This is a genomic window from Streptomyces capoamus, from assembly GCF_014654935.1.
Classification (GTDB): domain Bacteria; phylum Actinomycetota; class Actinomycetes; order Streptomycetales; family Streptomycetaceae; genus Streptomyces; species Streptomyces capoamus.
In genome coordinates this window covers 224,655-244,936 of record NZ_BNBF01000005.1, presented here as the reverse complement: position 1 = coordinate 244,936, position 20,282 = coordinate 224,655, and the positions used below count along the sequence as shown (strand labels likewise).

Genomic DNA, 20,282 nt, shown 5'->3' with positions numbered 1-20,282 from the left:
GTGCGGAACGCCCAGTTCGCCACGGCGCGGGCGATGAGCTGTTCGAGTTGGCGCGCGTCCCCGACGCCTTCCTCGGCTGCGGTGGCGAGGGTCTTCTCGATGACGGGGACGACCGGCTCGAAGGTGGCGTCGTCATGGACGAAACCGCGGGCCAGGAAGTCGGGGGCCTCGGCGAGGGCACCGGTGTCCGCGTCGACGATCGCCACCACCGTGACGAACCGCCGCCGACGACGTACTGCCGCTCGCCGACCGCTGGCCGGTGATGGTCCGCTGCTGATGCCGAGGGGTCCGTCTCGACAGGGGCGTGCCCGACCAGGCATCGAGCTGAACCAACGCCTGACCCGGCTCGTCGAACGCAACGCCCCACAGCTACTAGTACCGGTGGGCATCGGCCCGGACAGCGCCGTCACTCTCCTGATCACCATGGGAGACAACCCCGAGCGGCTGAACACTGAGGCATCATTTGCTGGCCTTTGCAGAGTCAGCCCCGTCGAGTATCCGTCGGGCCGACGGCGCACGCGTCGGCTCAACTACGGCGGCGACCGCCAGGCCAACGCCGCCCTGCACCGCATCGTCTTCACCCGACTGCGTCACGATCCCCGCACCCAGGCGTACTACGAACGCCGCACCCAGGAGGGCAAGACTCGACGAGAGATCATCCGATGCCTCAAGCGGTATGCCGCCCGCGAGGTCTTCAACCTGGTCAGACCGGTTTCAAGCATCCCCGCGTTATAGGGGCGTCGGTGAGAGAGGCGTTCGACGACAAAGCCCCCGCGGAGGGGGCTGGCGGGGGATTCCGAGCGGGTGTGCTGCGGCTCCGGCGGCGGCACCGTACCCCTTGGGTTTTCCTCAACTGAGCAGCCCATGCGACGGCGCTGTGATGACACACGTCCGCAGTGATGCCGGCGGAGGTCCTTCGCGATCGACAGGCATAGCCTTCGCTTACGCAAAGAATCTGCGAGGTATACCAGCCTGCCATGAGGGCGGGCGCCACCGGCTCGGTGCCGCCCGCCCGCAAGCCTGACGTGTCTTCGTTACTTGTCGACCAGGGACATGTGGTGCTCGTTGTAGCGGTCGCCCTGTACGCCGATCCGGCCGGCGAGTTCGTTCAGGTCGGCCAGTTCGTCGGCGGAGAGGGGGAGTTGAGTGGCGCCGGTGTTCTCCTCGACGCGGGAGAGGCGTCGTGTGCCGGGAATCGGGACGATCGACGGGTGCTGGGCGAGGAGCCAGGCGAGGGCGACCTGGCCGGGTGTGGCGCCCTTGGCCTGGGCGAGCGTCACGACGTGGTCCACGAGAGCCTGGTTCGCCGCGCGGTTCTCGGCGGTGAACCGGGGGATGGTGGTGCGGACGTCGCCGTCCGTGAACGAGGTGGACGCGTCGACGGTCCCGGTCAGGAATCCCTTGCCGAGCGGGCTGAACGGCACGAAGCCGATACCGAGGGCCACACAGGTGGGCAGCACCTCCGGCTCGGGGTCCCGGGTCCACAGCGAGTACTCGCTCTGCACCGCCGTCACCGGGTGCACCGCGTGGGCGCGGCGGATGGTCTGCGCGCTGGCCTCCGAGAGCCCGAAGTAGCGCACCTTGCCCTCCTGGACCAGGTCGCCCACCGTTCCGGCGACGTCCTCGATCGGTACGTCCGGGTCGACGCGGTGCTGGTAGAACAGGTCGATCGTGTCCACTCCGAGGCGCCTGAGGGAGGCGTCGGCCACGGCGCGGATCTGCTCAGGGCGGCTGTTGAGCCCGGATGGGGCGCCGTTCTCGATGCGGAAGCCGAACTTGGTGGCGATCACCACCTGGTCGCGCAGCGGTGCGAGGGCCTCTCCGACGAGTTCCTCGTTGACGTACGGGCCGTACACCTCCGCGGTGTCGAAAAAGGTGACGCCGCGTTCGACGGCGCCGCGGAGTACGGCGATCATGTCCTTGCGGTCACCGGGGTTCGGGCCGTAGCTCTGGGACATGCCCATGGCGCCGAGCCCGATCGCGGAGACGCGCAGGTCCCGTGCCAGTGTTCGTGTGTGCATCGTTCTCCTCCTTGCCGGGCACCCGCTCGGTCAGCCGAGTGGTTGACCGGCCGAGTGGGATGGTCATCGGTTGTGGTCGAAGGTCAGGACGATGCGTTCCCGCAGGCCGCCCTGTTCGAGCCGTATGTGTGCGGCGGCAGCGTCGTCCGCGTCGAAGGGCAGCGCGGGACGCAGGGTGATCGTGCCGTCCTCGGCCTGGTCGCGGAGCCGTACGATCGCGTCGCGGTCCCCGTCCCGTTCCCGGACGTTGAGGTGCTTGACCGTGATGCCGCGCCCGGGGTCGCCGTCCCAGAAACGCAGGACGCCTATCTGGCCGCCGTCCCGGACGGCGGGAGCTATCCGCTCGTGCAGCAGGGCCGCGTCCGCCACCGCGTCCACCGGGCCGCCGAGTTCCTCCAGCAAGCGCTCGGCGATGTCGGGGCCGCGGGGCACGAGTGTCTGCGCACCGAGTGAGCGGAGCAGGTCCGCGTCGTCCTCGGCCGCTACGGTCACGACGTGCAGGCCCTCTGCGGCACCGAGTTCGACCAGGTAGCCGCCGACGGATCCGGCCGCGCCGGTGACCAGGAGGGTGGCTCCCGGGGGCAGCCGGAAGGCGTCGAGGACGTTCCGGGCGGTGAGCGCGTTGTTCAGGAAGCCGGCCGCCGCGGCGGCGGAGGCGCCTTTGGGCGCGGGGACCACGGACCGTGCGGGAAGCGCGAGATACTCGCTGTAGCCGCCGTGGCTGCCCAGGTTGTCCACGAAACCGACGACGTGGGTACCGGCCACCAGGCCCCAGCGGGGATCCACCTCGCTGCCGACTTCCTCGATCGTGCCGGCGACCTCCATCCCGGGGACGAACGGGGGAGTGAGCCCCTGGTACATCTGCCGCAGCTGCCCGGAGCGGAGCATCGCGTCGACGGGGTTCACACCGGCGGCGTGGACCCGCACCAACACCTCCTGTGCTTCGGCGTGCGGGTCGGGGAGTTCGAACGGCCGCAGCACTTCGGGGCCGCCGTACTCGCTCAGTCCGATGACTTTCATGCGGGTGTTTCCTCACGTTCCTTTATTCGTCGCGATGGCGGCAGAGAGGTGCATTTCATGTGGTCGCTCCCGCCGTAATCGACCGTACCCTGCATTCGAAGAGCAAAAGGGGGGAAGGATTTTTCCCAGGATGGAATTCTTCCCCTCTATGTCCACCGACGCTTCTCTCAGCGCAGCGGCGGGCGGTCTGCGGCGCTCATGCCGGTGGCGAGACGAGGCGTGTAGTGCTCTTGGAGCGTGCTGATCTCTTCGTCCGTCAGGGTGATGTCGAGGGCCGCGGCGGCGTCCGCCAGGTGATGTGGCTTGGATGCCCCGATGATCGGCGCGCTGACGACGGGATTCGCCAGGACCCAGGCAAGTGCGATGGTGGCCATGGAGACTCCGCGTGCCCGGGCTACGGACTGCACTGCCTCGACGATCTTCCTGTTCGACTCTTCTTCGACGAAGAGGCGCCCGTACGCGGGGTCGGTTTCGGATCGTCGGGTCTCAGAACCCCAGGGCCGGGTGAGCCGGCCGCGCGCGAGCGGGCTCCAGGGGATGCTCCCGACGCCCTGATCCGCGAGCAGGCCGAACATCTCGCGTTCTTCTTCGCGCATGAGGAGGTTGTACTGGTCCTGCATGGACACGAACCGCGTCCACCCGTGCAGGTCGGCGGTGTACTGCAGCTTGGCGAACTCCCAGGCCAGCATCGATGATGCGCCGATGTAGCGGACCTTGCCCGCCTTGACGACGTCATGGAGGGCCTCCACCGTCTCCTCGGCGGGCGTCTCGTAGTCGAGGCGGTGGATCTGGTAGAGATCCACGTAGTCGGTGCCGAGCCGGGTCAGAGATGCATCGATCTGCTCCATGATCGCCTTGCGGGACGTTCCGGAGCCGCCCGGACCGGAGTGCATCGGGTAGAAGACCTTGGTGGCGAGCACGATGTCCTCGCGGCGCGCGTATTTCTTGACGGCGCGCCCGACGATTTCTTCCGAGCTGCCGAAGCTGTAGGCGTTGGCGGTGTCCCAGAAGGTGATACCCAGGTCGACGGCCTGCCGGAAAATGGGCTCGGATTCCTCTTCGTTGAGTGCCCATTTGCTGAAACCGCTCGCGGTGTCCCCGAACGTCATGCAGCCCAGCGCGATACGGCTGACAACGAGTCCTGAGGTCCCAAGTCGTGTGTATTGCATAGCGGTGAATACCCCGATCGATGAGTTGTGGGGAGTTTTGCGAATCTCCCGTTTTTCCGTCGCCGGCCAGATCGTTATCGGTCACGGTCTGGCGTTCGTCCGTGCTCAGGGCGGCCGCGGGCCAGGTCGCCCTGCCGCGACTGCTTGACGAGCACCGCACAGGCGACGACGGCGAGGGCGATCGACGCTACGGTGACGATGCCCAGCGGGAGGACGGCTCGGGCGCCACCGAGGCCGACGAGCGGTGCGGCGACTCCTCCGAGTCCGAAGCGGGCGCAGCCAAGTGCCGAGGAAGCGGTGCCGGCGAGTTCCGGGTAGTCGGCCAGGGCGAGCGACGTGGTCGGGGGCGCGGTGAACGCGACGCCGGCAGCGAGAACGAACAGGGAGGCGACCACCACGGGCAGGGGCAGGTTCCACAGTCCGGTCGCGAGGAGCCCGAGGGAGCCGGTGGCGGTCAAGGCGATTCCGATGACCAGTGCGCCGCGTTCGGACCACCGCTCGGCGGTGCGACCGCCGAGGTAGCCGAAGACCATGAAACCGGCTGAGTTCGCACCGAAGGCGACCGAGTATGCCTGCGGGGAAAGTCCGTAGGTGCCTTGGAGGATGTAGGTCGCCCCGGAGAGGTAGGCGAACAGGGCGGCGTAGGTCAGGCCGGCGATGAGCACCGATCCGACGAAGAGGCGGTCGGAGAACAGGCGGCGGAAGTCGCGGCCGGTCTGCTTCATGCCGCCACGGGTGCGCTGATCCCCGGGGAGCGTCTCTCCGAAGACGACCAGGGTGGCGACCAGCAGCAACACACCGATCACGGCGAGAAAGAGGAAGGTGCCGCGCCAGTCGGTGACGCGGGCGAGTTGCCCTCCCAGGACGGGGCCGACGATCGCGGCGAGACCGCCGAGCACGGTCAGACGCCCGTAGTAACGGATCAGGGCACCGCCTTCATAGACGTCCCGGCCGGCTGCCTGCGCGATGACGATCCCGACCGCGCCCGCCAGCCCCTGTATGAGCCGGGCGATCACCAGGGTCACGAGGCTCGGGCTGATCGCGCACAGCACGGAGGCGGCGATGTAGGCGGTGATCCCTATGAGCAGCGGTGGGCGGCGTCCGAACCGGTCCGACAGCGGCCCGGCGACGATCTGCCCCGCGGCGAGCCCGATCAGGCAGGCGGTCAGGGTGAACTGCGCCGCCGAGGTGGCCGCGCCGAGATCGCTCGTCAGCGAGGGCAGGACCGGCAGGTAGAGGTCCATCGAGATGGGGCCGAACACGGTCAGCAGCAACAGCAGCGTGGACAGTGCCGGGCCGACGCCTCGCGGGGGGCCTGTGGCCGAGCGGCGGCCGAGGGGAAGTATGGCCTGGTCGTTCATGCAATGGCCTCCACGGTGACGTCGCGGGGTTCGAGCAGGCCAGGGGCATCGCGTGTGGCGTCGAAGCTACGGAGTGCGGGGGAGACCTCGGTGTGGCTGCCGCGAGGCATGTCCACGGCGCCGAGGCCGATGACAGGGACTCGCAGGTCGCGCCCCAGTGTGCAGTGGTGCATCGTGTCCTCCTTGCTGGTGGCCGTGGCGACGGGGGTGCAGTTCGTAGGGCGGTTCGGTGCGTCCGGCGTCGTTCTCAGCGACGCGGTACCCGGTCGGTGGCCGTCCCCCTGACACCGCGCTCGCCGGACTACCAGGCGTACGCCTCGGGAGCTTCGCCACCTGGGCCGGGCCAGATCTCGTCGAGCGCGCGAAGCGTCTCGGGCGACAGGGTCAGGTGCGGGGCTCGCAGCGATTCGGTCAGTTGCTCGGGAGTGCGCGGTCCGACAATGGTGGTGGCGACGGCCGGGTTGTGCAGCAGCCACGCCAGGGCGACGTCCGCGGGACGCTCGCCGAGGTCCGCACACAGTGCTTCGTACTTCTCGAGCTGCGGCCGGTGCCGGTCGACGGTGGCCAGGAAGTCGGGCGACGAGCGACGGCCGCTGTCAGCCTTCTCCAGGGCGCCCCCGAGCAGGCCGCCGCCCAGCGGGCTCCACGGGATCAAGCCGAGACCGTAGTGGCGCAGGGCGGGGATCAGTTCGAGTTCGACGGTTCGGGCGCCCAGGTTGTACAGGCTCTGCTCGGACACGAGGCCCAGGAAGTGCCGCTTGTTCGCCTCCTGCTGGGCGGTGGCGATGTGCCAGCCGGCGAAGTTGCTGCTGCCGACGTAGGTGACCTTGCCCTCGCGGACGAGCTGCTCCATGGCCTGCCAGATCTCGTCCCACGGAGTTGAGCGGTCGACGTGGTGCATCTGGTACAGGTCGATGTGGTCGGTCTGCAACCGTCGGAGGCTGGCCTCGGCGGCCCTGCGGATCTTGTAGGCCGACAGGTACTTGTCGTTCGGGCCGGTGCCCATGGGCTGGTAGAGCTTGGTGGCCAGCACGATCCGGTCACGTCGGCCGCCGCCCTGGGCCAGCCAGCGGCCGATGATCTCTTCGGAGGCACCGTAGCCCTGCGTCATGTCGGGTGACTGCGGTCCGCCGTAGACGTCGGCGGTGTCGATGAAGTTGATGCCTTCCTCTACGGCCCGGTCGAGGATGGCGAAGCTCGTGGGCTCGTCGGTGACCCAGCCGAAGTTCATAGTCCCCAGGCCGATCTTGCCGACCTTCAGGCCGGTCCGGCCGAGGTGGTTGTAGGTCATCGTCATGGGGTGGTCCCTTCCGATCCGGTATGGGCTGTGATCTGGGTATCGGCTCAGAGCGCAGAGCGCGCTGGCTTCGTAGGCGGGGCTGACGTGTTTCGAGTGGACGACTCCTGCGCTCACGGACAGTGGTGGAACCGGGCATCCCCGTTCTGTGGCAAGGGCGCCCGCCCAGGCGGCCCGAACTCGCCTCTGCGGTGTCGCCAGGAATGGCAACGGCGGGCTCTATCGAGGGAACCGCAGGTCACGTGCGGGTGGAAGGTACGGCTGTGCCAGGTACTGACAGGACCCCCCTGGTCCGGGCCCGGCCGCCTAGCCTGGAGGGCGTGAGTACCGAGAGCGACATCCGTGAGTTCCTGGCCTCCCGCCGCGCCAAGATCACTCCGCAGCAGGCCGGGCTGCCCGCCTACGGCGGCAACCGGCGCGTGCCCGGGCTGCGCCGTGAGGAAGTCGCGATGCTCGCCGGCGTCAGCGTCGACTACTACGTCCGCCTGGAGCGCGGCCACCTCGCCGGAGCCTCCGAGGAAGTCCTCGACGCGATCGCGAACGCCCTCCAGCTCGACGAGGCCGAACGCGCCCACCTGCACGACCTGGCCCGCGCCGTCGCCCGCCGTCCCGCCCGACGCCCCAAGCGCACCCGCGGCCCGCTCCCGGACAGCGTGCTGCGCGTCCTGGACTCCATGACCGACTCGCCGGCCTTCATCCGCAACGGCCGCCTCGACATGCTCGCGGTCAACCGCCTCGGCCGCGCCCTGTACGCGCCGCTGTACACCGACGACGCACCGCGCCCGGTCAACGTCGCCCGCTTCCAGTTCCTGGACCCGCACGGCCGGGACTTCTTCCCCGACTGGGAGCAGTCCGTGCACACGACCGTCTCCCTGCTGCGCACCGAAGCCGGCCGGGCTCCCGGCGACAGCGGCCTGACCGGGCTGATCGGCGAGCTCGTCACCCGCAGCGGGGAGTTCCGCACCGCGTGGGCCAAGCACAACGTGCGCCTGCACCACACCGGCCGCAAAAGCTTCCGGCACCCGGTCGTCGGCGAGATCACCCTCGACTTCGACGCCATGGAACTGCCCGCACAGCCCGGCCTGACCCTGACCGCGTACAGTGCCGCCCCGCACACCCCGGCCTACGATGCACTGCAACTGCTGGCCGCCTGGGCCGCCACCACAGACGCCGCAACCGCAGACCCGGATCGCGCGGGCAACCGCTGAGCCGTGTCCTTGGCAGCGGTGCCTCGCCGCCGATCGCGCGGGGTCCACGGCCCCGCCGTCTGCGCGAGCACACCGTCGGCCCTGTCTCTGCGGGCGACGCGTGCAGGCCCGCGCACCCAGTCGGTGCGCGGGGGCGTGGCCCCGTGCCAAGCTGTGCGTGTGCAGCGCGACCCGAACCTGAACGAACTGGGAGCCTTCCTCAAGGCACGCCGTGCACAGCTCAGCCCCGGCGACGTGGGTCTGCCCGACAGCCGCGAGCCGCGGCGCGTCCCCGGGCTGCGCCGGGAGGAGGTCGCTCGGCTGGCCGCGATCAGCACCGACTACTACACCCGGCTGGAACAGGGGCGCCTGCAGGCGTCCGAAGCCGTCCTTGGCGCCCTTGGGAAGGTTCTCCGGCTCGACGGTGACCAGCAGGCGTACCTGCTGACTCTCGCGGGGAAGGCCGCCTTGCCCCCGGCCGGCGGCGGAGCGCGGCAGCGGGTGCAGCCCCAGTTGCAGTACCTGCTGGACGACCTCGTTCTCACGGCGGGGTTCGTCATCGGCTGCAACACGGACCTGCTGGCCTGGAACGCCATGGCCGCCGCTTTGGTGATGGACTTCGGCCGTATCCCCGAGGAGGAGCGCAACTACGTGCGGCTGGTGTTCACCGAGCCCGCGATCCGCGAGCTGTACCGGGACTGGGAGGACATGGCCCGCCTGGCCCTGGCCCACCTGCGCATGGACAGCAGGCGCAATCCGCACGACCCCCGGCTGACGGCGCTGGTCGAGGAACTCTCCGCGCGGGATGCGCAGTTCCGGCTCTGGTGGACCTCGCACGATGTCGCCGTCCGGGCCGGCGGGACCAGACTGCTGCGGCATCCCGTGGTGGGCGACCTGACCCTGGAGCGGTCCACCTTCACCTGCGCCGAGGATACCGAGCAGCAGCTCGTCGTCTGGACGGCCGCGCCCGGCAGTCCGACCCACGCGGCGTTGCGGGAGCTGGCCGCGAAGATCGAGGCGTCGCGTGAGGGGATGGACGGCGTCGCGTGAGGTGGCCGAGCCGGGACCGGTGCTGTCGGTGGTCACCGCACCCTCCCTGGGAACAGGCGCTCGGCGTTCGCCGTCGTCAGGGAGCGCCACGTGGTCCCCTGCACCGGTGACTCGGCCGCGTCGATCGCGGCGATGTGGGCGTCGGCCAGCGGGGGAGGGGTCCAGCAGTAGTCGCTGCCGAACAGTACGCGGTCGGGATCCACGAGCTGCAACAGTGCCAGGACCTGGCGGGGGAAGGCGGTGCCCGCGATGTCGTAGTACAGGCCGCGGAGCTGCTGCACCCCGTCGGGAACCGGTGGTTTCTGGGTCGGCAGGAAGAGCCGCATGAACTCGCCGATGCGGTCGGCGAGGACGGGGAGCGCGCCGCCGCAGTGGGGAACGATCACGCGCAGGTTCGGGTGGCGTGTCAGGACGCCCGCCATGAGCAGATCGGTGACGGTGCGGGCGGTGTCGAAGATGTACTCGATCATCGGGCGCGGTCTGCCCAGCGCGGACTGCTCCCAGCACACGGGTGAGGTGGGGTGCAGGAAGACCACGGCCTGGCGGCGGTCGAGCTCGTCGAAGACCGGTTCCAGTCGTCGGTCACCCAGGTACACGCCCTGCGTGTGGGTCAGGAGGGCGACGCCGTCGGCGGCGAGCTCGTCGAAGGCGAACCGGATCTCCTCCAGCGCGCCGTCCACGTCCGGCAGGGGCAGCGAGGCGAAGACCCCGAAGCGGCCCGGGTGGTCCCGGGTCAGCTCGGCGGCGTACTCGTTCACCTGCCGGGCGAGGAGGCGGGCCGCCATGTCGTCACCGAAGTGGACCCCGGGCGATGACATGGACAGCATCGCCGTCGCGATGCCGTTGCGGTCCATCAGCTCCAGGTGCGCCTCCACGGACCACGCGGGCCAGCTGCCCATCCCGTCGGGGTGGACGTGGCCCGCCGCTGTGGCCTGCTCCACGTAGAAGCCGGGAAGGAGATGGGCGTGGACGTCGATCATGCCGGAGGACATGGCGGGGAATCCTCTCTCGTAGGTCACATACCGAGGCGGTTGGCGCGGGCTCAGTCCACCTGCTCGCGGCCGGACAGCCGTACCTCTTCGTGGTCGAGGGCGGTCTGGAGGCGGCGCAGCACGGTGTCGTCGATCCGCTGCTCGTCGCGCAGCCGCACGACGGTCGCGCGTTTGTGGGCGATGAGGGCCAGGCGCAGCTCGGTGTAGTGGCGGTTGTGCAGCAGGGCGGGATCGCCGTCCGAGCCCGCCCCCCTGGCGCGTACGGCCGCCAGGTGAGCCTCGTACTCCTGGCGCAGCCACTCCGCGACCTTCGGGGTGGTGCCCAGGCCGGCGGCGAGTTCCGGCAGCGCCTTGACGGCCTCCTCGGTCGCCGTCCTCTCGGCGAGGATCTCTTCCTCCTCGACAGACGTGTCGCGCGGCAACCGGGCCCAGCGCACCACAGCCGGCAGCAGCAGCCCCTGCACCACGAGCGTCACCACGATGACGCCGGAGGTGACGAAGACGATGAACGGGCGACCCGGGAACGGCGCGCCCGACTCCAGGGTCTCCGGCACCGACAACGCCACGGCGAGCGACACCGCGCCCCTGAAACCGGCGAAGGCGCTGACGGTGCGCGCCCGGTTGCTGATCCTGCGCAGCCGCTGCTGAGGGCGCCGGTCGATCGCGCGGATCAGGTAGGCGGAGGCGAACAGGAACGCGAACCGTACGGCGACCAGGACCACGCTGACCACACCGACCGCGATCAGGGCGTCCCGGAGGTCCAGGCGGCTCATCTGGCGCAGCGCGTACTGCAGTTCCACCCCGACCAGCACGAACAGCGCCCCGTTGATGATGAACGTCGCCAGCGGCCAGAACGCCAGCGCCTGGCGACGGTGGTCGGCCCTGATGAGGGTGGGGGCCACCTGGGCCATGATCAGCCCGCTGACGACCACCGCGAGGACACCGGAGGCGTGGATCAGCTCGGCGAGCATATACGCCGTGAACGGCGCAAGGATCATGACGAGGTTGCCCAGCAGCGGGTCCTCCAGGCGGCGCCGCAGGTTCATGTTGACCCAGGCGACCGCCACGCCGACCGCGGCCCCGCCGGCGTAGGCCAGCAGGAACAGGGCGCCGACGTGGGGGAGGGTGAAGTGTTCCTCGCCGACGGTGAGACCGACGGCAAGGCCGTAGATGACCAGCGCAGTGCCGTCGTTGACCAGGCTCTCCGCGCGCAGCACCGTGACCTGGCGACGCGGCAGAGCGCCGGCCAGGGCGCCGACCGCGGTGGCGTCGGTGGGTGCCACGGCCGCGCCCAGTACCCACGCCGGTCCCCAGGGGAGCCCGAGCGCGTGGCCCGCGACCGCCACGGCCCATGCGGTGAGGATGACGAGGACCGTGCTGAGCAGGACGATGCCGCGCAGGTTCGAACGGATCTCCCGGCTGGACGTGGTCAGGCTCTCCCAGTACAGCAGCACCGGAAGGAACAGCAACAGCACCACTTCCGGTGGCAGTTGCGTCTGACGGACGGCCGGGACGAGCCCGAGGAGGGCGCCCACGACGAGCAGCACGACCGGCGGTGCGACACCGAGGCGCTGCCCCAGGACGTTGCCCACCAGCACGGCCGCGCCGAGGAGCACGACGAGTTCGAGACCGAGCAAGGCGTTCACTCCTGTGTCACACGGGGCGGTGGCGGTTCGACGGCCGGCTCACGGTGCCGTCCCGCTCATCGGGGTTCGAGTCGCAGCGTCGTGGAGCGGCTGGCGACCATGGGGTTGACGTACGCGCCGCCGTAGCGGCCGTACTTGGTGCGGTAGGCGGCGTCGATACGGTCGTTGGTTTCCTCGTCCGTCACCTCGGTGAAGGTCACGTCCCTCTCGACACCACCGGAGCGGATGTGTCCCGCATGGGACTGGCGCGCCGTGCGCCACCAGGCGCCGTCGGTGCCGCGGTAGGAGCGGACGTACAGGTCGTCACCGTCGCGGACGACCCAGATCGGCACCGGCCCCCGCAGGGTGCCGTCGCGCCGGAGCGGCGCCATCTCCAACTCGTCGGCGGTGCCGATGCGGTGGAGTTCGTCGCTCGTCCATGTCGTCATCGGTGGTTCTCCCAACTGCCTGGTTCTACGGGAGCGTGACTCGTCTGGTGATGGTGTGCGGGGCAGGGATGAGCCGTGGCGGAGGAGGCGGCCGGCCGACGTGGGGCACCGCTCGATCGTGCTGGCGATGGCGGGCGCGGCCGATTCCGCACCCGCCATCGCCGGGCTCGGGGTCACGGACGCAGCAGGGCCTTGATGGCGCGGCGTTCGTCCATGGCCTTGTATCCCTCGGCCACCTCGTCCAGGGGCAGAGTCAGGTCGAAGACCCGGCCCGGGTTGATACGGCCGCTGAAGACACGCTCGATCAGGTCGGGAAGAAAGGCGCGCACGGGGGCGGGACCGCCGCGCAGGCCGACGTGGGAGAAGAACAGTTCCTGGCCGTCGACGGCCACGTCGTGGGGGAGGCCGACGAAGCCGACGTTGCCCCCCGGGCGGGTGGACAGCAGGGCCTGGTGCATGGACTGCTGGGTGCCGACGCATTCGAGGACCGAGTCGGCGCCTATGCCGTCCGTCAGCTCCTTGATCCGGGCCACGCCTTCCTCGCCGCGCTCGCTGACGATGTCGGTGGCCCCGAACTCCAGGGCCAGCTTCTGCCGGGGCTCGTGCCGGCTCATGGCGATGATCCGCTCGGCGCCCAGCTGCCTGGCGGCGATGACACCCGACAGGCCCACCGCGCCGTCCCCGACGACCACGGCCGTCGAACCGGGCTTGACCTCGGCGGCCTTGGCCGCGTACCAGCCGGTGCCCATGACGTCGGACAGGGTCAGCAGGCTCGGGATCAGTTCCTCGGACGGCTTCTCCGGTGTGGCGACGAGGGTGCCGTCGGCGAGGGGGATGCGTATGTACTCGGCCTGGCAGCCGTTGGGGAAGTCCCGGTGCATGCAGGAGGTGTGGTAGCCGGCGCGGCAGATGGGACAGGTGTTGTCGGAGGCGATGAAGGAGCCGATGACGAACTGGCCGGGCTTGACGGTCGACACGTCGCTGCCGACCTCCTCGACGATGCCGACGTACTCGTGGCCGATGGGGTGCGGCTCGGTGACCGGGTTGATGCCCCGGTAGTCCCACAGGTCGGAGCCGCACACGCAGGTGGCGACGGTGCGGATGACCGCGTCGGTCGGGGCCGTGATCGTGGGTTCGGGGGCGTTCTCCACTCGGATGTCACCCGGCGCGTGGATGATGGTTGCTCGCATGGTGGTGCCTCAGGTCCTTTTCGGTCTGTCGGGGGTCAGGGACGCGTACGGGTGCTGAGCCGCGGGCCGTTGTACTCGTCGTCGGAGACGTGTTCGAGCCAGGTGGCGTCGTCCGTCTCCCACAGGGCGAGGTGGGTCATGAACTGGTCGGGGGCGGCGCCGTGCCAGTGCTCCTCGCCCGGAGGCGTGTGGACGACGTCACCGGGGTGGGCCTCGATGATGTCCCCGCCGCGGGACTGCACCAGGGCGATGCCCTCGACGATGTAGAGGGTCTGGCCGAGGCCGTGGGAGTGCCAGGCGGTGCGGGCGCCGGGAGTGAAACGGACCAAGTTGGCCCGCATCCGGGAGGGCTCCTCACCGCGGTGGATCACGTCGGCGTAGGCGTCGCCGGTGAACCACTCGGCGGGGAGCTTCATGGTCGGGGGCTGCTTCAGCAGTTCCATGGTGTCTTTCCCTGGGAGTGCTGCCGCCGGGCGTGCGACGGCCGCATTGCGCTGTGCTGGGTGGCTCAGTCGGACTGTTCGGCCTTGTCCACGATCGCCTTCAGCTGGGTCATCGCCGACATGGCGTTGGGCCATCCCGCGTAGAAGGCCAGATGGGTAAGGGCCTCCACCAGCTCGTCCTTGGTCACGCCGTTCTCCAGCGCCTTGCCGATGTGGAAGCCGAGCTGGTCGGTGCGGTACAGCGCGGCGAGAGCCGTGACGGTGACCAGACTGCGGTCGCGCGGCGACAGACCGGGCCGTTCCCAGATGTCGCCGAACAGGACCGCGTCGGTCACCTCGGCGAGCTTCGGGGCGAACTCCTGGATCGCCGGCGGTGCGAACTTCTTCCGCTCGGTCATGGGGTGGTGCTCCTCGCATGTGTTCGATGCGTGTGCTCGGCGGCTTCACAACCGCCCGGACTTCGGCCGGACAGCGGTTGTGGTGCGGTGCCCTGCTGCCGCACGCCGAAATGGGCTGCGGGAAAATCCGGCGGCAGTCGGAACGCGATCCCGGCACCGCTTCCGTCAACGACCCTGCCACCTTCACTTGCGCCCGCAAAGGGGAGAGTTCCATCCTGGACAAGGCTTATCCAGGGAAGAATCCTTCCCCCCTTCACCCGTGGCACCCGGTGCGACACTGGCCAGCATGACCAGCGACGCGCACCTGAACGAGCTGGGACACTCCCTCAAGGCCCGCCGGGGCGTGCTGAGCCCGCGAACCGTCGGCCTGCCCGACAGCGGTGGCCGGCGGCGTGTGACCGGCCTGCGGCGGGACGAGGTCGCCCTGCTCGCCGGGATCAGCACCGACTACTACACGCGGCTGGAGCAGGGCCGCGTCCAGCCGTCCGCGCCGGTCCTGGCGACTCTGGCACGGGTCCTGCATCTGGACGACGACGAGCGCGACCATCTGTTCCGACTGGCCGGGCGGCAGACGGTACGGCCCCGCCGCGATGCCGTGCAGCAGGTGCAGCCGCAGTTGCGCCGCCTGCTCGACGACCTCACGGCGACTCCCGGCGTGGTGATCGGGCGCCGTACGGACGTCCTGGCGTGGAATGGACCGGCCGCCGGCCTGTTCACCGATTTCGCGACGGTTCCGCGGAACAAGCGGAACTGCGTGCGCATCCTCTTCACCGATCCGCGCATGCGGACGCTGTTCGCGGACTGGCGGACGGTCGCCCGCGACGCCGTGGCCCGGCTGCGGATGCTGGCGGCCGGGTACCCGGACGATCCCCGACTGTCCGGGCTGGTCGGCGAACTCTCCGTGCTGGACGGGGACTTCGCGCAGTGGTGGGCCGACCGTCACCTCCCGGCGCACAGCACGGGCACGAGGCGGCTGCGTCACCCTGTCGCCGGGGACCTCGTCCTCGACCGGGAGACGCTGACCTGCGGCACGGACCCTGATCAGACTCTCGTCGTCTGGACGGCGGAACCCGGCAGCGCGTCCTACGACGGCCTGCACCGCCTTGCCTCACATACCGCCGGCCCAGCCTGACGGAAAAGCGGAATGCATTGCAGGTATCCGGGGAGAAAACTCTCCCCCTCTCTTTTCCGCTGTCCCCTGCCACACTAGCTGCCATGTACAGTAAAGCACCTTCGTCTGAACTGGGGGATTTCCTGAAGGAGTGCCGCGCACGCATCAGCCCGCGCACCGTGGGCCTGCCCGCATCCGGAACACCCCGGCGGGTGACCGGTCTGCGGCGTGAGGAAGTCGCCCTGCTCGCCGGCATCAGCACCGACTGCTACACCCGTCTGGAGCAGGGGCGTGCCACCGTGTCCGGCTCGGTGCTCGCCACGCTCGTCCGCGTCCTGCACCTCGACGACGACGAACGCGACCGCCTGTTCGAACTTGCCGTGCGGGACGAGTGCGCCCCACGCCGTCGACCGGTGCGGAAGGTCCACCCGCAGCTGAGATGTCTCCTCGACGACCTGAACACGACCCCCGCACTTGTCCTCGGCCGACGCATGGACATCCTGGCCTGGAACCCTCTGGCCGCCGCTCTCCTCACCGACTTCGACCGCGTCCCGGCGAAGAAACGCAACTACGTGCGGCTGCTCTTCACCGACCCGCGGTTCAGGGAGATGTATCCCGACTGGCAGACAATCGCCCGGAGTTGCGTCGCGCACCTCCGCGTGGAGGCCGCCACCTGCCCCGGCGACCCGGAACTGTCCGCGCTCGTCGGCGAGCTGTCGGTGGCGGACACCGACTTCCGGCAGTGGTGGGCCGGCCGCCAACCGGCCGGCCTGCGGGTGGGCAGCAAGAGGCTGCGACACCCCGTGGCCGGCGACCTCACGCTCGACTGGGACACCCTGACCTCGCCGGCCGACCCTTCCCAGCAACTGGTCATCTGGACCGCCGAGCCCGGTACCCAGTCGTACGACGGACTGCGGTTCCTCGCATCGTGGATGTAAGCGGGCCCCCTCCCCAGTGAGGCCGATCAGTACGGCGCGCCGGTCGGCGGAGTCGGCTGCGCCGCACAAGACCGGCTCAGAACGTCAGGACCAGCCTGCCGCGTACCCCGCCCTTCGCGAGCAACCGGTGCGCCTCGGCGGCCTGTTCCCCAGGGAATGTGCGGGCAACCCGCAGCATGATGCGGCCCTCCTGGACCTGCTGCCGCAGCCGGTCCAGCTTGGCGCGCTCCTGGGCGTACCGGAACACGACGATCGGCTCGAAGGCGACGTTCCGCTCGCCGGGGCCGTCGTAGCCGCGCAGTGTCACCACCCGGCCGCCGTCGCGGACGGCCCGCGCGGTCAGGGCGCCGAGCAGCGCGCCGTCGAGCAGTCCGTCCACACCCTCGGGGATCGCCGCGCGCACCCGGCCGGGGTACTCGGCACCGCGACGGAGTACTACGTCCGCACCCAGCTCCTTGACCAGCTCCTCGTCCTGTTCCGAGGCATCGGCCACCACGCGCAGCCCGTCCGCCTTGGCCAGCTGGACGGCGTAACCACCGACGGCGCCCGCGGCGCCGGTGATCGCGACGGTCTGTCCAGGCCGCAGACCGAGCGTGTCCAGCGCCAGGCGTGCGGTCAGGCCGTTCATCGGCAGGGACGCCGCCTGGGCGTCGGAGGCGCCCTGGGGGGCGCGGACCACCGACTCCGTCGGCACCACGACCTGCTCGGCGTAGGCGCCGTGCGCGCCGCTGGGCACCACGATGGCCATCACCCGGTCACCGATGCGGAGATCCGTGTCCGTATCCGGGCCTATCCCGTCCACGACGCCTGCGGCGTCCATGCCGGGAACGAACGGCGGCTCAGCGTCCCGCGAACCGGGCCCGCCGCGCTGGAGGGCGTCGACCGCGTTGACGGCCGCCGCGCGCACCCGGATGCGCACCTCGCCCGGACCGGGCTGGGCTGTGGGCAGCTCCAGGACCCGGAGCACTTCAGGCCCGCCGAATTCCGTGAAACCTACAGCCTTCATGCGAATTACCTCATTGCTCGGCATGCGGTCATTGAGGAAACCGACGATTCCGCCTCCCCTGCGTACGGAAACGGGGAGATTTCCTGGCTGGGATGCCTCGATGGGAGGGAGGGAGACATCCCCCCATGAAGGCTGCCGACTGTGTCCCCGGTGCGGTCATCGCGAGCGTCGCGGGACGACGAGCGGGCCCCGGCGCCCGAGCGCCCACACGACGAGGCCGAAGCCGCTGAGGACCATGCCCGCGACCGTCACGGCCGTCCAGCCGCCCGTCGACCACAGCACCGAGGCGGCGGCCGAGCCGATCGCGCCGCCGAGGAAGTTGCTGGTGACGAACGCGGTGTTGAGCCTGCTGCGCGCTTCGTCGGACACGGCGAACATCCGCGACTGGTTCAGCAGGTTGACGCCCTGGACGGCCACGTCCAGCACGACGATGACGACCACGACCAGCAGTACGGAGTGCCCGGCGAACGCCGCCAGGACGAACGCCGCGAGCACCAGCGCCCACGCGATCCCGGACGCGGGCAGGGACAGCCCGCGGTCGTGCAGCCGGCCGGCCCGCCGGGCCGCGAGGGCACCGGCCACACCGGCTAGGCCGAAGAGGCCGATCTCCGTCACGGAGTAGCCGAACGGCGGGGCGCTGAGCAGGAACGTCAGTGCCGTCCAGAACATGGTGAAGGCGGCGAAGGCCGTGGCCCCGAGGACCAGCGTCCAGCGCACGGTGCGTTCCCGTCGTACGACCCTGCCGACGGAGGCGATGAGTGCCGGGTACGGCATCTGCGTCTTGGGCTCGAGGGAGGGGATCGCCCGGTGCAGCAGGGCGGCGAACCCGGCGGCGGCGACCGCCGCGACGACGTAGAGGGTGCGCCAGCCGGCCGCACCGGCGATGAGCCCGCTGATGGTCCGGGACACCAGGATGCCGGTGAGGATGCCCGACACCACGGTCCCCACCACGCTGCCGCGATTGTCGTCCTCGGCCAGGTCACCGGCGAGCGGGGCGAGCAACTGGCCGGAGACGGTTGTCACGCCCAGCAGGGTGATGGCCACCAGCAGGATCCCGAACGAGGGCGCCAGCGCGCAACCGAGCAGCGCCACGGCTGAGCAGAGCAGCATGACGGGTATCAGCTTTCGCCGGTCGTATGCGTCACCGAGCGGTACGACGAGCAGGATGCCCGCGGCGTAACCGAGTTGGGTGGCGGTGACGAGCCACCCCGCCGCGGCGGTGGAGGCGTGCAGGTCCCGGGCGATGAAGTCCAGCAGTGGCTGCGCCCAGTACAGGTTCCCGACGGCCGCGCCGCCGGCCACCGCGAACAGGAAGGTCAGTCCGCGGGTCATCAGCGTCCGGCGTGCGGCGGGCGGAGCCGGGTGATCGGACGTGTGGGCGGCCGGCGAGGACGCCGGAGTGTCCGGTGCGGGCATGGGTCTCTCCTCCTGGCGCGTTCGACGCGCGCGGCATCGCGAAGTCTTACCGCTCAGCGATGCTTCCTTGCTATTGCGGGCCTGTGGAGGGGAGGAATGCCGGCTGGGGCCGCCCCGACCAGGGGAAGGAACGCTCCCCCTCAAGAGCCGGGACGCCGCCGATCAGGCGTTGGTGTCGAAGGCCGTCCGCTTGCGGTCGGCATCCCAGGAGGCCAGGAGACGCAGTGCGTCGTGGGAAGGGGAACCGGGGGCGGCGGTCCAGATGATGATGCTCTGCTCGGGGTCCGTGGCGCAGGTGAGGGTGTCCCAGTCGAGGGTCAGCTCGCCGACGACCGGGTGCCGGAGCTTCTTGGTTCCCTTGCCGCGCAGGGCGACGTCGTGCTCGTCCCACCACTGCCGGAACTGCTCGTCACGTGCGGACAGTTCGTCAACGAGGGCGGTCAGGCGCGGGTCACCGGGGTAGCGGGCGCTCTCCATGCGCAGCTGGGCGATGGCCAGGCGGGTGACCTCCTCCCAGTCCGCGTACAGCTCGCGCATCCAGGGCTCGGTGAACAGCAGCCGTACGAACACGCGCTCCTGTTCCGGGTAGCGACCGAAGTCGGTCCACAGGGCGGCGGCGAGCCGGTTCCAGGCCAGGATGTCGGTGCGCCGGCCGATGACGAAGGCCGGGGTGGCGGTGAGGTCGTCCAGCATGCGCCGCAGCTGGGTGTCCACCCGCTGGCGGTCGGCGGGCGTGGCCGGCCGTACGTTCTCCTTCGCCGCGAGCTCGAAGAGGTAAGTGCGCTGGTCGTCGTTGAGCCGGAGCACCTGCGCGATCTCGTTCAGGAGGGGAGCCGACGCCTGCAGGCGGCCCTGTTCGATGCGGGCGTAGTACTCGGTGCTGATCGCGGCGAGAAGGGCGACTTCCTCGCGGCGAAGTCCGCTGACCCGTCGGCGCTGTCCGCCGCGCAGGCCCACGTCGGAAGGGGTGAGCTCGGCACGGCGGGCCTTGAGGAACTCGCCCAGCTCGTTCAGATGCGGGTTGCGGTTCATGATCTCCAGCCTCGCACGGAAACCCGGCGTTGTGAGGGGGAGAGATTCGTCCTACGTTGGGCCCGATCAGGAAGGGGGTGGCCTCGTCCATCAGCATATGGCCGCAGGTCCAGACGACGCTCGGCGGCCCAGGGGGCTCTGCTCCTGGGCCGCCGAGAGGGCGCGCAGCTGGCGGATCAGCTCAGCGCCTTGAGCACCTCCTGGGCCAGCGGAACCGCCGAGCCCGGGTTCTGGCCGGTGAACAGGGTGCGGTCGATCTCCACGTGCGGGGTGAACGGTTCGGTCTCGCGGTAGTCGGCCTTGAGGTCGCCCACGAGGCGGTCCTGGAGCAGCCACTTCGCGCGGTCGGCGAGACCGTTCTGCTTCTCCTCGGCGTTGGACAGGCCGGTCAGTCGGTAGCCGGCGAACGGGGAGGTCCCGTCTGGGCCGATGGTGGCGAGCAGCGCCGCGGGGCCGTGACACACCAGGGACACCGGCTTGCCCGAAGCGAGCCAGTCGGTGAGCAGCCTGCCAGAGGCGGCGTCGTCGGGCAGGTCCTCCATCGGGCCCCAGCCGCCCGGGTAGAAGACGGCCGCGT

Annotated in this window: 19 protein-coding genes and 2 pseudogenes; 5 read left to right on the top strand and 16 right to left on the bottom strand. The window is 70.1% G+C overall.

Annotated elements, in window-relative coordinates:
- Window positions 1–218 (bottom strand): annotated as a pseudogene (locus tag IE312_RS10860) (RNase J family beta-CASP ribonuclease); the annotation flags it as partial.
- A 103-nt stretch (window positions 219–321) separates the two neighbouring features.
- Between IE312_RS10860 and IE312_RS10855 the strand changes: the two are divergent.
- Window positions 322–735: pseudogene (locus IE312_RS10855) on the top strand (transposase); the annotation flags it as partial.
- Between the two features lie 299 nt (window positions 736–1,034).
- On the opposite strand, the gene IE312_RS10850 reads toward IE312_RS10855, so the two are convergent.
- From IE312_RS10850 to IE312_RS10830, 5 genes are all read right to left on the bottom strand, one after another.
- Entirely contained in the window at window positions 1,035–2,021 is a 987-nt protein-coding gene (locus IE312_RS10850) for an aldo/keto reductase (RefSeq protein WP_189980665.1), read from the bottom strand.
- Window positions 2,022–2,084: 63 nt separating this feature from the next.
- On the bottom strand, window positions 2,085–3,041 hold the full coding sequence (locus IE312_RS10845; RefSeq protein WP_189980662.1) for an NADP-dependent oxidoreductase: 957 nt from the start codon (window positions 3,039–3,041) through the stop codon (window positions 2,085–2,087).
- A gap of 167 nt (window positions 3,042–3,208) precedes the next feature.
- On the bottom strand, window positions 3,209–4,210 hold the full coding sequence (locus IE312_RS10840; RefSeq protein WP_189980660.1) for an aldo/keto reductase: 1,002 nt from the start codon (window positions 4,208–4,210) through the stop codon (window positions 3,209–3,211).
- A gap of 74 nt (window positions 4,211–4,284) precedes the next feature.
- Window positions 4,285–5,571 (bottom strand): multidrug effflux MFS transporter, encoded by a 1,287-nt coding sequence (locus tag IE312_RS10835; protein ID WP_189980658.1) that lies wholly within the window; start codon window positions 5,569–5,571, stop codon window positions 4,285–4,287.
- A gap of 301 nt (window positions 5,572–5,872) precedes the next feature.
- On the bottom strand, window positions 5,873–6,862 hold the full coding sequence (locus IE312_RS10830) for an aldo/keto reductase (protein WP_189980844.1): 990 nt from the start codon (window positions 6,860–6,862) through the stop codon (window positions 5,873–5,875).
- A gap of 326 nt (window positions 6,863–7,188) precedes the next feature.
- On the opposite strand from IE312_RS10830, the gene IE312_RS10825 reads away from it, so the two are divergent.
- Window positions 7,189–8,076 carry a helix-turn-helix transcriptional regulator gene (locus tag IE312_RS10825; RefSeq protein ID WP_189980656.1) on the top strand — a complete coding sequence of 296 codons (888 nt, stop codon included), beginning with the start codon at window positions 7,189–7,191 and terminating at the stop codon, window positions 8,074–8,076.
- 159 nt (window positions 8,077–8,235) lie between these two features.
- On the top strand, window positions 8,236–9,105 hold the full coding sequence (locus IE312_RS10820; RefSeq protein ID WP_189980654.1) for a helix-turn-helix domain-containing protein: 870 nt from the start codon (window positions 8,236–8,238) through the stop codon (window positions 9,103–9,105).
- A gap of 32 nt (window positions 9,106–9,137) precedes the next feature.
- Here IE312_RS10820 and IE312_RS10815 read toward each other — a convergent pair whose 3' ends face one another.
- The 6 genes from IE312_RS10815 to IE312_RS10790 form a co-directional block, all read right to left on the bottom strand.
- Window positions 9,138–10,097 carry an amidohydrolase family protein gene (locus tag IE312_RS10815; protein WP_189980652.1) on the bottom strand — a complete coding sequence of 320 codons (960 nt, stop codon included), beginning with the start codon at window positions 10,095–10,097 and terminating at the stop codon, window positions 9,138–9,140.
- A gap of 50 nt (window positions 10,098–10,147) precedes the next feature.
- On the bottom strand, window positions 10,148–11,743 hold the full coding sequence (locus IE312_RS10810) for a Na+/H+ antiporter (protein ID WP_229899502.1): 1,596 nt from the start codon (window positions 11,741–11,743) through the stop codon (window positions 10,148–10,150).
- 56 nt (window positions 11,744–11,799) lie between these two features.
- Window positions 11,800–12,171, bottom strand: a complete 372-nt coding sequence (locus tag IE312_RS10805; protein WP_189980648.1) for a DUF2255 family protein — start codon at window positions 12,169–12,171, stop codon at window positions 11,800–11,802.
- Window positions 12,172–12,344: 173 nt separating this feature from the next.
- Entirely contained in the window at window positions 12,345–13,361 is a 1,017-nt protein-coding gene (locus IE312_RS10800) for a zinc-dependent alcohol dehydrogenase family protein (RefSeq protein WP_189980646.1), read from the bottom strand.
- A gap of 35 nt (window positions 13,362–13,396) precedes the next feature.
- On the bottom strand, window positions 13,397–13,804 hold the full coding sequence (locus IE312_RS10795) for a (R)-mandelonitrile lyase (protein ID WP_189980644.1): 408 nt from the start codon (window positions 13,802–13,804) through the stop codon (window positions 13,397–13,399).
- A gap of 65 nt (window positions 13,805–13,869) precedes the next feature.
- Window positions 13,870–14,202, bottom strand: coding sequence for a carboxymuconolactone decarboxylase family protein (locus IE312_RS10790; protein ID WP_189980642.1), 333 nt, complete (start codon window positions 14,200–14,202; stop codon window positions 13,870–13,872).
- A gap of 286 nt (window positions 14,203–14,488) precedes the next feature.
- On the opposite strand from IE312_RS10790, the gene IE312_RS10785 reads away from it, so the two are divergent.
- Both IE312_RS10785 and IE312_RS10780 read left to right on the top strand, forming a co-directional pair.
- Window positions 14,489–15,334, top strand: coding sequence for a helix-turn-helix domain-containing protein (locus IE312_RS10785; RefSeq protein WP_189980640.1), 846 nt, complete (start codon window positions 14,489–14,491; stop codon window positions 15,332–15,334).
- A gap of 83 nt (window positions 15,335–15,417) precedes the next feature.
- Window positions 15,418–16,251, top strand: a complete 834-nt coding sequence (locus IE312_RS10780) for a helix-turn-helix transcriptional regulator (RefSeq protein ID WP_189980638.1) — start codon at window positions 15,418–15,420, stop codon at window positions 16,249–16,251.
- A gap of 76 nt (window positions 16,252–16,327) precedes the next feature.
- On the opposite strand, the gene IE312_RS10775 is transcribed toward IE312_RS10780, so the two are convergent.
- From IE312_RS10775 to IE312_RS39540, 4 genes are all read right to left on the bottom strand, one after another.
- Window positions 16,328–17,257: a quinone oxidoreductase family protein gene (locus IE312_RS10775; protein ID WP_189980637.1), complete on the bottom strand. Its 930-nt coding sequence runs from the start codon at window positions 17,255–17,257 to the stop codon at window positions 16,328–16,330.
- 156 nt (window positions 17,258–17,413) lie between these two features.
- A complete protein-coding gene (locus tag IE312_RS10770) occupies window positions 17,414–18,673 on the bottom strand; it encodes an MFS transporter (RefSeq protein ID WP_229899500.1) in 1,260 nt (419 codons plus the stop codon).
- Window positions 18,674–18,835: 162 nt separating this feature from the next.
- Entirely contained in the window at window positions 18,836–19,705 is an 870-nt protein-coding gene (locus IE312_RS10765; protein WP_189980635.1) for a helix-turn-helix domain-containing protein, read from the bottom strand.
- Window positions 19,706–19,881: 176 nt separating this feature from the next.
- A partial coding sequence (locus tag IE312_RS39540; protein ID WP_229899498.1) for a type 1 glutamine amidotransferase domain-containing protein occupies window positions 19,882–20,282 on the bottom strand: 401 nt, incomplete at its 5' end.

Excerpts from the sequence above, each read along its gene's own strand:
- IE312_RS10805 (WP_189980648.1), bottom strand. The coding sequence starts at position 12,171 with ATGACGACATGGACGAGCGACGAACTCCACCGCATCGGCACCGCCGAC.
- IE312_RS10835 (WP_189980658.1), bottom strand. The coding sequence starts at position 5,571 with ATGAACGACCAGGCCATACTTCCCCTCGGCCGCCGCTCGGCCACAGGC.
- IE312_RS10790 (WP_189980642.1), bottom strand. The coding sequence starts at position 14,202 with ATGACCGAGCGGAAGAAGTTCGCACCGCCGGCGATCCAGGAGTTCGCC.
- IE312_RS10765 (WP_189980635.1), bottom strand. The coding sequence starts at position 19,705 with ATGAACCGCAACCCGCATCTGAACGAGCTGGGCGAGTTCCTCAAGGCC.
- IE312_RS10800 (WP_189980646.1), bottom strand. The coding sequence starts at position 13,361 with ATGCGAGCAACCATCATCCACGCGCCGGGTGACATCCGAGTGGAGAAC.
- IE312_RS10785 (WP_189980640.1), top strand. The coding sequence starts at position 14,489 with ATGACCAGCGACGCGCACCTGAACGAGCTGGGACACTCCCTCAAGGCC.
- IE312_RS10770 (WP_229899500.1), bottom strand. The coding sequence starts at position 18,673 with ATGCCCGCACCGGACACTCCGGCGTCCTCGCCGGCCGCCCACACGTCC.
- IE312_RS10780 (WP_189980638.1), top strand. The coding sequence starts at position 15,418 with ATGTACAGTAAAGCACCTTCGTCTGAACTGGGGGATTTCCTGAAGGAG.
- IE312_RS10795 (WP_189980644.1), bottom strand. The coding sequence starts at position 13,804 with ATGGAACTGCTGAAGCAGCCCCCGACCATGAAGCTCCCCGCCGAGTGG.
- IE312_RS10815 (WP_189980652.1), bottom strand. The coding sequence starts at position 10,097 with ATGTCCTCCGGCATGATCGACGTCCACGCCCATCTCCTTCCCGGCTTC.
- IE312_RS10830 (WP_189980844.1), bottom strand. The coding sequence starts at position 6,862 with ATGACCTACAACCACCTCGGCCGGACCGGCCTGAAGGTCGGCAAGATC.
- IE312_RS10840 (WP_189980660.1), bottom strand. The coding sequence starts at position 4,210 with ATGCAATACACACGACTTGGGACCTCAGGACTCGTTGTCAGCCGTATC.
- IE312_RS10850 (WP_189980665.1), bottom strand. The coding sequence starts at position 2,021 with ATGCACACACGAACACTGGCACGGGACCTGCGCGTCTCCGCGATCGGG.
- IE312_RS10775 (WP_189980637.1), bottom strand. The coding sequence starts at position 17,257 with ATGAAGGCTGTAGGTTTCACGGAATTCGGCGGGCCTGAAGTGCTCCGG.
- IE312_RS10845 (WP_189980662.1), bottom strand. The coding sequence starts at position 3,041 with ATGAAAGTCATCGGACTGAGCGAGTACGGCGGCCCCGAAGTGCTGCGG.